General features: G+C 70.6%; 9 protein-coding genes. 6 read left to right on the forward strand and 3 right to left on the reverse strand.

Annotation, left to right across the window (positions count from 1 at the left end):
- Nucleotides 1-96 precede the first annotated feature (96 nt).
- The 4 genes from AC08ON_RS11445 (at nucleotide 97) to AC08ON_RS11460 (ending at nucleotide 4411) form a co-directional block, all read left to right on the forward strand.
- Nucleotides 97-1311: an MmgE/PrpD family protein gene (locus AC08ON_RS11445; RefSeq protein ID WP_476607579.1), complete on the forward strand. Its 1215-nt coding sequence runs from the start codon at nucleotides 97-99 to the stop codon at nucleotides 1309-1311.
- Entirely contained in the window at nucleotides 1308-2567 is a 1260-nt protein-coding gene (locus AC08ON_RS11450) for a CaiB/BaiF CoA transferase family protein (RefSeq protein WP_476607580.1), read from the forward strand. The genes AC08ON_RS11445 and AC08ON_RS11450 overlap by 4 nt, the downstream gene beginning before the upstream one ends.
- Before the next feature lie 83 nt (nucleotides 2568-2650).
- Nucleotides 2651-3808: an acyl-CoA dehydrogenase family protein gene (locus AC08ON_RS11455; RefSeq protein WP_476607581.1), complete on the forward strand. Its 1158-nt coding sequence runs from the start codon at nucleotides 2651-2653 to the stop codon at nucleotides 3806-3808.
- Between the two features lie 192 nt (nucleotides 3809-4000).
- Nucleotides 4001-4411, forward strand: coding sequence for an NUDIX hydrolase (locus AC08ON_RS11460; protein ID WP_476607582.1), 411 nt, complete (start codon nucleotides 4001-4003; stop codon nucleotides 4409-4411).
- Between the two features lie 53 nt (nucleotides 4412-4464).
- Here the strand turns inward: AC08ON_RS11460 and AC08ON_RS11465 are convergent, their stop codons facing one another.
- Both AC08ON_RS11465 and AC08ON_RS11470 read right to left on the reverse strand, forming a co-directional pair.
- Nucleotides 4465-5637 (reverse strand): glycerophosphodiester phosphodiesterase, encoded by a 1173-nt coding sequence (locus tag AC08ON_RS11465; protein ID WP_476607583.1) that lies wholly within the window; start codon nucleotides 5635-5637, stop codon nucleotides 4465-4467.
- Between the two features lie 294 nt (nucleotides 5638-5931).
- A complete protein-coding gene (locus tag AC08ON_RS11470; RefSeq protein WP_476607584.1) occupies nucleotides 5932-7506 on the reverse strand; it encodes a serine/threonine-protein kinase in 1575 nt (524 codons plus the stop codon).
- 256 nt (nucleotides 7507-7762) lie between these two features.
- On the opposite strand from AC08ON_RS11470, the gene AC08ON_RS11475 reads away from it, so the two are divergent.
- Together AC08ON_RS11475 and AC08ON_RS11480 are read left to right on the forward strand one after the other, a co-directional pair.
- Entirely contained in the window at nucleotides 7763-8284 is a 522-nt protein-coding gene (locus tag AC08ON_RS11475; RefSeq protein WP_476607585.1) for a toxin-antitoxin system HicB family antitoxin, read from the forward strand.
- Nucleotides 8285-8374: 90 nt separating this feature from the next.
- Nucleotides 8375-9217: a DUF4097 family beta strand repeat-containing protein gene (locus tag AC08ON_RS11480; protein WP_476607586.1), complete on the forward strand. Its 843-nt coding sequence runs from the start codon at nucleotides 8375-8377 to the stop codon at nucleotides 9215-9217.
- Between the two features lie 195 nt (nucleotides 9218-9412).
- On the opposite strand, the gene AC08ON_RS11485 is transcribed toward AC08ON_RS11480, so the two are convergent.
- A partial coding sequence (locus AC08ON_RS11485) for a methyltransferase domain-containing protein (RefSeq protein ID WP_476607587.1) occupies nucleotides 9413-10385 on the reverse strand: 973 nt, incomplete at its 5' end.

The following is a 10385-nucleotide window of genomic DNA, read 5'->3' on the forward strand; positions in this document are numbered from 1 at the left end:
ACTATTGGCCGTACATTATTCTCCGGGCGGGTATGTGCGCCGCGGACACGGGCGATCCAGGTGTGGCCCCGCGCTGGCGGGAGTCGGGAGTTGTGGATGGAACCGACCGCCGAGACGTTGGCCCGGTGGGCGCACGACTACGCGCCGAGTGCCGCGGACCTCGACCCGGCGCAGCGCTCGCTGCTCGACACGATAGCGGTCACGCTCGCCGCTCGGCAGGACGATCTGGTGGCGCTGTCGGCCGGGCTGCCGGACGCGGCGCGCTGGGCGGCGGTCGGGCACGTCCTGGATTTCGACGACCTGCACCTGGAGTCGACCACCCACATCAGCGTGGTGTGCGTCCCCGCGACGCTGGCCGTCGGCGGGGACGCCCGCGCCTACCTGGCGGGGGCCGGGATGATGGCACGGCTCGGGGTGGCGCTGGGCTGGTCGCACTATGCCGGCGGATGGCACGCCACCTGTACGGCCGGGGCGCCGGCCGCCGCCGTGTCCGCGTCGGTGGCGCTGGGCCTGTCGGCCGAGCGGATCGCCACCGCGATCGCGCTCTCGGTTCCCGCGGCCGGCGGGGTGCAGCGGGCATTCGGTTCCGCCGGCAAGTCCCTGCAGGTCGGCTTCGCCGCCGACGCGGGAGTTCGGGCGGCGAGGCTGGCCGCCGCCGGCGCCACCGCGGATCCGACCGCGCTGGACGCATGGCTACGACTGGTCGGCGGCGACCCGGACCGCATCGACGTGACCGGCCCGGCGGTGCCCGGCGGGCTGGCGATCAAGATTTTTCCCTGCTGCTACGCACTGCAACGCCCGATCAGCGCGCTGCGCGAGCACCTGCCTGCCGACGTCGTCGCCTCGGGCATCACCGCGATCGAGGTGAGCACACCCGCGGGCGCGGTGCAGCCACTGATCCACCATCGGCCCCGCACCGGGCTGCAGGGGAAGTTCAGCCTGGAATATGCCATCGCCGCCGCCCTGCTGGACCCCCATCCCGGCTTCGGGAGTTTCACCGACCTCGCCGTGACCCGACCCGAAGCCCAGCGTCTGCTCCAGCTCGTAGCCGTCACCGAGACCCCCGGCGGTGACGGGCTGCTCTCCGGCCGCATCGATATCACGCTCACCCTCAGCGGTGGCGCCCGGTACTCGGTGAGCCAGCGGCTGCCACCCGGGTCGCCCGGGCGGCCACCTTCGGACCAGGACCTGCACGCCAAGATCGCCGACTGTGGCCCCGACGTTCCCGCGCTGCTGACCGGACTGGACTGGGCGCGTGCCGCGACGCTGCTGGCAGACCACCTGCCTGGCCAAAGGAGCGGCCTGACGTGACCGAGCACCACATGACCGAGCACCAGCGGCACCGCACTGAGTCGGGCGCCGCGCCGGGCTCCCCTTCGCCGCACGTCCCGCTGCCGTTGGCCGGGGTGACCGTGGTCAGCCTGGAACAGGCCGTCGCGGCCCCGTTCGCCACCCGCCAGCTGGCTGATTTCGGCGCGCGGGTCATCAAGATCGAACGGCCCGACGGCGGCGACTTCGCCCGCCGCTACGACGTGTCGGTGCACGGCCAGTCGAGCTACTTCGTGTGGCTCAACCGCTCCAAGGAATCCCTCACCCTGGACGTGAAAACCGCCGAGGGGCGCGCGGTTCTGGAGGAGCTGCTGGCCGGGGCCGACGTGCTGGTGCAGAACCTCGGCCCCGGCGCCGCCGCTCGCCTCGGCCTCGACGCCTCGTCCCTGGCCGACCGGCACCCTCGGGTGATCCCCTGCACGATCTCCGGCTACGGTACCGACGGGCCCTGGGCCGACCGGAAAGCCTACGACCTGCTCGTGCAGTGCGAGACCGGCCTCGTGTCGCTGACCGGTAGCCCGGACCAGATGGCGAAGGCCGGGATCTCGGTCGCCGACATCGCCGCCGGCATGTACGCCTACACCGGCATCCTCACCGCCCTCTACCGGCGCGCCACCACGGGGTCGGTCTCCGCGGTCGAGGTGTCGTTGTTCGAGGCCCTCGCCGAGTGGATGGGTTCACCGGCCTACTACACCCGGTACGGCGGGCGGCAACCTGCACGGGTCGGCGCTCAGCACGCCACCATCGCCCCCTACGGCCCGTTCACCACCGCCGAGGACCAGACGGTGCTGCTGGCCATCCAGAACGAACGCGAATGGCACGCCTTCTGCCGGATCGTGCTCGACGACCCGACCCTGGCCGAGGACCACCGCTTCGCGACCAACTCCGCACGCGTCGCCCACCGCGGCGCCCTCAACGGGGTGATCGCGGACCGATTCGCCGCGCTCGATACCGGCACAGTGCTGGCGTTGCTGGCCAAAGCCGGTATCGCCAACGCCCGACTGAACTCCGTCGCCCACTTCCTCGACCACCCCGTCCTGACTGGCCGCGACCGGTGGCGCACCGTCGCCACCCCCGGCGGCGACATCGGAGCCCTCCTGCCCCCGGCCACCCTCACCGACCTGGACCCGGTGATGAACCCCGTTCCCGCCCTCGGCGAACACACCGACACCATCCTGCGCAGCCTGGGCCGCACCGATAACGCCATCGCCGCACTCCGTGCCGACGGCGTCATCTGACCTCCGCCGACCCCCGGCCCCCCACTCAAAGAGGACCAGCCATCCAAGAGCCATCCAAGAGGACCAGCCGAAGAGGACCCGGCGTGAGTACCTTGACCGCAGAAGAACAAGCCATCGTCGACACCGTGCGCGACTTCGTCGATCGGGAGGTCCGCCCGGTCGCCCGGGACCTGGAACACGCCAACGACTATCCCGAGAAGCTCATCGAGCAGATGAAAAAGCTCGGCATCTTCGGCCTGGCCATTCCGGAACCCTACGGCGAGGTTGCCGTCTCCACCCCCTGCTACGTCCAGGTCACCGAGCAGCTCGCCCGCGGCTGGATGAGCCTGGCCGGCGCGATGGGTGGCCACACCGTCGTCTCCACACTCATCCTCACCTTCGGCACCGAGCAGCAGAAGCTGCGTTATCTGCCCGCACTGGCCAGCGGTGAGATCCGCGCCACGATGGCGTTGACCGAACCCGCTGGAGGTTCCGACCTGCAGGCCCTCACCACCAGCGCCCGCCGCGCCGGTGAGCACTACGTGGTCAACGGGGCGAAGACGTGGATCACCAACGCCCGCCGCTCCCAGCTGATCGCGCTGCTGTGCAGGACCGATCCGAAAGCCGAGCCCAGGCACAGGGGCATCAGCATCCTGCTCGCCGAACCCGGCGATGGATTCACCGTGTCCAGGGACCTGCCAAAACTCGGCTACAAGGGCGTCGAAAGCTGTGAGCTGTCCTTCGATGACTACCATGTTCCTGTCGATGCGCTGCTCGGCGGCGAGGAAGGCCGCGGATTCGCGCAGATGATGAAGGGCCTGGAGATCGGCCGGATCCAGGTCGCCGCCCGCGCCCTCGGTGTCGCCCGCGCCGCGCTGGACGACGCGCTGCGTTACGCCCAGGAACGCGAGGCCTTCGGCAAGCCGATCTGGAAACACCAGTCCATCGGCAACTACCTCGCCGACATGGCCACCAAGTACACCGCCGCCCGCCAGCTCGTGCTCCTGGCCGCCGACCGCTACGACGCCGGCGACCGATGCGACCTGGAAGCCGGGATGGCCAAGCTGTTCGCCTCGGAAACCGCGATGGAGATCGCGCTCAACGCGGTCCGGGTGCACGGCGGCTACGGCTACTCCACCGAGTTCGACGTCGAACGCTACTTCCGTGACGCCCCACTCATGATCATCGGCGAAGGCACCAACGAGATCCAGCGCAACGTCATCGCCGCCCAGCTCGTCGCCCGAGGGGGAATCACCCCTTGATGGGAATCATCCCTTGACCAGCACGGTCGCCGTCCGTATCCGGCGACGTCCGGCGATCCTCCCGATCATGGTGTCGGCTGAACCGCGGAGGGTCAGGCACGGTTCACGACCTGCGGGCCGTGCCGAACCCTCCACACTCAACCCTCCACACTTTTCCGTCGCGACGCCGGCCTCCTCCCTACCCTGGTTCCCGTGACGGCAGCGGTGGGCAAACGGCAGGCCGTGGTCGCGGTGCTGCTGAGAGCCGGTCGCGTACTGGTCATCCGGCGTGGGCCGCAGGCGCGGAGACCGGGCTACTGGGCTCCGCTGAGCGGCCGGATCGAGCCCGGCGAGAGCCAGGCGGCGGCGCTGGTTCGCGAGGTCCGTGAGGAGGTGGGGCTGGCGGTCACCCCCCTTGCGAAGGTCTGGGAATGCGACACCGACGACGGCAGCTACCAGCTGCGCTGGTGGACCGCCGAGGTCGGATCCGACGAGGAACTGATCCTCGACCCGGGCGAGGTGAGCGACGCCCGCTGGGTGACGCCGCACGAGTTCACCCGGCTGGAGCTCACGTTCGCCGGTCACCACGAATTCTTCGAACGGGTGCTTCCGACCCTCGGTTAACCGGCTGTCCGATGTCGAGGCGGACCTGCCGGCGGGTCACTGAGTGGGGCGGGTCACTGAGTGGCGTGGTGGCCGGCCGGTGGGGGTCCGGGGTTCGGAAGGCCGGCGGCGACGGCCCGGGCGCGGACGCCGATATCGGCCTGGTCGGTGAACAGCCCGTCGATGCCCGTCTTGAGATAGGCGACCTGTTCGTCGACGGCCCGGCCGAGGTCGCTGGGGCTGGTGCCCACCTGGTAGTCCTTCGGGAGGAAGGTGTTCTCCGCGCGGAAGGTGTACGGGTGCACCACCAACCCGGCGGCGTGGGCGTCGGTGACCAGGGAGGTCGGGGTACCCAGCGTCCCGTCCCCGGCCCGGGGGATGATCTGAAGCTTGTCCGGGCCGATGCCGTTCGCGTAGCGGGCGATCTGCCACAGCCCGGCCAGCGTCGACAGATCCTGGTACGTCCGCGGGTCGCCGGCATTGACGAGATCGAACGGTGCGCCCGTGGCGGACAGCAGCTGTACCGAGGCCGTGCGCAGGCCGAGTGTGCGCAGCTCGCAGAGATTCGTGGTCTCAAAGGACTGGACGTACACCGGCGCGCCCCGGTGGTTCAGGCCGTACCGGACCAGGATGTCCAGCAGCCGCCGCTCCAAGGGCAGGCCGGCCTTGGCGAAGTAGGTCGGGTGCTTGGTCTCCGGGTAGACGCCGATCTCGCGGCCGAGTTCCCGGGACAGCCGGGCGCGCAGGTCGAGCAGTTCGGTGAACGTCGGGATCTCGAACTGGCCGTCGTACCTGGTGTTCCGCGGGCGGACCTCGGGCAGCCGTTCCTTGGCGCGCAGCGTCTTCAGTTCGGCCAGGGTGAAGTCCTCGGTGAACCAGCCGGTGGTCGCGACGCCGTCGAGAATCTTCGTCGTCCGGCGGGCGGCGAACTCGGGATGCGCGACGACGTCGGTGGTTCCGCCGATCTCCGGCTCGTGCCGGCAGACCAGGACGCCGTCCCTGGTGGACACGAGGTCCGGCTCGACGAAGTCGGCACCCAACCGGGCGGCCAGTTCGTAGGAGGCCAGGGTGTGCTCCGGGCGGTAGCCGGCCGCTCCCCGATGCCCGATCACCAGTGTCGGGCGACGCTGGCCACCGCCGGAACCAAGGGCGCCCGCCGGGGCGACCGACGCGGCTACCGGGACGAGGAGAGGGACGGCGGCGAAAGGCGCTGCGACGATCCCCGCGAGCACGCGACGACGGTCCACAAGTCCTCCAGCGCAGCGGCGATGACCCTCGCCGACGGAGCGCCCATAAAGCCAACCGGAAACAGCCGACCAACGAACGGACCACGTGTTACCCGCCGTGGTCGCCCAGATGGCACTTTGATGAACCTGGCGCACGAACAGCCGGCCGTAACCATCAGCCGCGCGCAACGGTGACGACCTCGGCCAGCCCGCCTCCGTCAACGTGCGGACCGCGGTGACACGAGCGGCCCTACGGCCGCCCGGTCGGTACGGGCCGCTACGGTGCTGTGCCGGGCAGCGGGGAACAGAACCCGCTCAGCCCGGGGCGGCCGACACCCGGACACCGCAGGTGAGATTGGCCAGGTAGACCTGGGTGCGTCCGCTCGGGTCCAGCAGCAACGGCGGACCGCCGCGGGCCGCGGTGCCGAAGCTGATCTCCCGGCCGTCGGCGGCGTCGTGGAGCTGCAGCCCGCAGTCGTCCGAGCCGGCGAAGTCCACGACCTCGACCCGGACAAGGCCCGAGGGGACCTCGAACGCGTCGGTGTCGCCGGTGCCGGCCTGCTGGGCGAAGGGCAGGACGGCCGTCCCCGATCCGGAGCGGGCCGTCACCGAGCACCCGGGGTCGTTGGCCCGCCAGTGGAAACCGCCGACAAGCGGTACCTGGAAGGTCTTCGCGCCGTAGACCTCCTTGATCGCCTTCTGCTCGCCGGTGCTGTCGCTGGTCACGGTGATCGTGCACCCGTTGTCGGTGCCCTCGATCTGGTCGATGATAGCGAGACGCCACGGCGCGTCGGCGGTGAAGGGCTGCCGGCCACTCGCCGAGTTGTCCGCGCTCGAGTTGTCCGCGCTCGAGTTGTCGCCCCCGATCACCAGCACGGCGGCGAGCGCCCCCGCGAGCGCGAGGATCACGACGGTGCCGGCGCCCACCAACAGCCAGCGACGGCGACGGCGTGCCCGCGGCTCGGATGAAGCCGGGATCTGCGGTGCAGCCGGTGGGGTGGGTGTCCGGGCGGCGTCGGGAAGGATGCGCGTCACCGGGATCCGCGCCCCCCGGGCGTGACCGACGAGCCGCTCGCACAGGTCGAACGCGGTGGGCCGTTGCGGCGGCTGGCGGTCGAGTGCCTCGCGGACGGGCGCGTGCAGCTCCGGAGCGAGCCGGTCGAAGTCGATCTGGAACTCGGCGGCCGCGATCCGCGACGCCACCGCGTCGGCGGAGCCGCTGCCGAACGGCGGCTGGCCGGTGGCGGCGAAGCAAACCAGGGCCCCCAGCCGAACACGTCGCTGGCGGCGGTGACCTCCCCGCCTGTGGCCTGCTCCGGCGAGAGCCACCCAGGGCGTGCCGACGACTCCGCCCACCGCGGTCAGCGGGCGCGCCTCGGCCGCCGCGGCGATCCCGAAGTCGATGACCTTCGGCCCGTCCGCGGTCCACAGCACATTGGACGGTTTGAGATCGCGGTGGATCAGGCCGGCCGCGTGGATGGACGCCAACGCCTCGGCGAGCCCGGCCGCCAGGATGATCTGCTCCCCGGTGGGCAGGGGGCCTGCCGCCGCGACCTGGGCGGCGAGGTCCGGGGCGTCGACGAACTCGGTGGCCAGCCATGGACGTTCGGCCTCCAGCTCGAAGTCGACGAGCCGGGCGGTGTGGGCACCGCCGACCCGGAAACACGCCTGGACCTCGCGATGGAATCGCGCCCGGAACTGCGGATCGTCGGCGTACTCCGGTCGGATCAGCTTGACCGCTACCTGGCCGAGGGGCCCCTCGGCCAGGTAGACCACACCCATCCCGCCGGCACCGAGCCTGCCCAGCACCCGGTGCCGGCCCAGCGACCCCGGATCCGTGGCCCGCGGCGGCTGCATCCTGACGCCGTGCGCGTCGCCCGGCACATCCACCCCCGTCTGCTCACCGCCGCCACCGAGCGGGTCGCCCCACTATCGCCGAGGCCTGCGACAGTGATGAGAGCACCCCGACGATCGCTACTTTTCGTAGTCGTCGCACGCGACGAGGGTGCGCGACCGCCCGCCGGCAGCCGTACCGGCCGGACAGCCGAGGTGACGGCGTCCATGACGTCATCTGCGACCGCTCCTGTGACGTCTTACTGGCCGCCAGAGCTTGCATATGACGTCAACTTGGTGCCATGATGGCGCCATGGACCTTGCACCGTATGTCGAGAACCTCCGCCGGGAACTCGCGGCAGCCGCGGAAGCCGCGGGTGAGGACGCCCGCGCGCTGGCCGAGCGGCTCGCCCTGCCGCTGGACTCGGCCGTCAGGCTCGCCCTGCTGGAGGCGCTGTCGGCCGCCGCCGACGAGATCACCCGAGAGTTGGCGCCGGGCTCGGTCGAGGTACGCCTGCGTGGGCGAGACCCTGATTTTGTCGTGACGCCACCGCCGGCCGACCACTCGGATGCGGACGACTTCGAGGCCGCCGTGGTCAGGCAACCGTCCGCCGCTCCAGAGGACGACGAGGGACGTACCTCGCGGATCACGCTACGCGTCCCCGAGCGTCTCAAACCGCGCATCGATGAAGCGGCCGAGCACGAAGGACTGTCCGTCAACGCCTGGCTGGTGCACGCCGTCTGCGCCGCGCTCGACCCCGGTGCCGCGGGGCGGCGCACCGGTCCGCACGCAGGCCAGCAGATGGGACTGCGTTACAGCGGCTGGGTGCGTTAGCCACGCCGGCGTTCATCGCGTTCACCGCGCCAGCGTTCACCGCGTCCGGGCAAACCATGTCCAGGATGACGACGTTACAAGGAGATCATCATGCCGACTTTCCGCACCCCCGAACCGATCCTCGCCGTCATCGAACTCGGGACCGGCCACGTCCGGATCAATGCGAGCGACCGTGCCGACACGGTCGTGGAGGTACGCCCGAGCGACCCGTCGCACGACACCGACGTGCGGACGGCGCGGGAGACCTGCATCGAATATGACAAAGGCAAGCTTCACCTCAGAGCACCCAGGAAGACGGCCCGCTCGCTGTTCGGGTCGGACGGCTCCGTCGCCGTGACAGTCGAGCTGCCCACCGGTTCGCGGGTCGAGGCGAGCTCGATGACCAACATCCAGAGCACGGGCCGTCTGGGCGATTCCAGCTTCCACACCGCCACCGGCAACATTGACCTTGACCAGACCGGCAGGCTCCGGCTGGGGACCGCCGACGGGAACGTGTCCGTGGGCCGCACGACCGGGCACGCCGAGATCAAGACCTCGAACGGCGTGATCCGGATCCGCGAGATCGACGGCTCGGCGGTAGTCAAGACGGCCAACGGGGGCGTCACCATCGGTGAGGTGACGGGGGACGCACGGCTGATCACTGCCTCCGGTGCCATCACCGTCGACCGCGCGCTGGCGGGCGTCGAGGCCAGGACCGCCTCGGGCAGCGTGCGGATCGGCGAAGTGGTGCGCGGCACGGTCGCGCTCGTATCCGGTTCCGGCCGGCTCGAAGTGGGAGTACGGAAAGGTACCGCCGCCCTGCTGGACGTCCGCTCGGGACGCGGCGGTGTGCACAGCGAACTGACCGCCATCCACGCCCCCGCGCCCACCGACGAGACCGTCGAGGTGCGCGCCCGTACCGGCGACGGCGACATCCTGATCCACCGTGCCTGACCGTTCCCGAAGCGCGAGCCGGCCCGGCTACGCCTTCCGCTCGATGGCGCCGTAGCAGCTGACCTGGGCGTCGGTCAGGTCAGCTGGCATGGTGCCGTCGGGCCGCCAGCGGCGTGCCACCTGCGCCCCTTCAAGGGCGGCCTTCGGCCGCCGGCAGGTCGGCCTGTCGGAGCGTTCCGCCCTCCCGGGTCCGGCTCAGCGAAGAAGGATGGCGTGGTCCGGGCTGTCGAGCCAGAAGATTTGCCCGTCGGGAGTCACAGTGAGCCCGAACCGATCGCGGGAGGGCCGGCCGGAGTTCATCCACCAGTCGTAGGCCGTCTCCAGCTCGTCCCAGAGTCGACGCGGCCCGTACTGGGTGATCTCGTGCTCGTCCAGGCCTGCGGTCAGCGATGCCCAGGACTGCGACGGGCTGTGAGACAGCAACAGGGTGTTCGCGGGGCCGCCTTCGTCGATGTCCCCGGTCGTGCAGCCCGGCAGCCACAAGCCGACCGCGAACCCGGTCGCCGCATCATCGAAAGGCTCGCGGAGATACCGGCGGGTGGGCCTGACGTCCGCGTCGTCCTCACCCAGCCACCACACATGCGGGTCGCGCCGCTGGTTCCGTAGCCGCATGAACCCGGCTTCATCGTGGAACCGGCCGCGGGCCGCACCATCGTCATCGACGACCAGAGCCGCCAACGCCCCGTCGAAGGTACCGGCGAACGGGAACACGATCCGCCCCCCGGGCCGGGTCTGCTCCACCCACGAACAGGGGACCACCGACACTGACGCTGTTGCGATCACACGGTCGTACGGTGCGCCCGCCGGATAGCCCGCGGTCCCGTCCCCGGCGATCACCCGCACGGGATGGCCGGTCCGGTCCAACGCCGCCCGTGCCTGTCCGGCTATCATCGGGTCGACTTCCATGCTGGTCACCTGACCGGAACCGGCCTGCACCGCGAGAAGCGCAGCGTTGTAGCCGGTACCTGTCCCGATCTCCAGCACGCGCATTCCCGGGCACACGCCGAGGAGATCAAGCATCCGGTCGACCACCCACCGCGCACTACACGAACTGGTCGGGATGATCCCCTTACCGTAAGTGTTCGGTGATGTCGTGGGAGGGCTCGCCGAATGCCCGGCCGGCGTTGCCGGTCGGGTGCTGTCGGTGAGGCGAGTTAAGGCGCGGGTC

Source organism: Frankia sp. CoWAU3, from assembly GCF_977971855.1.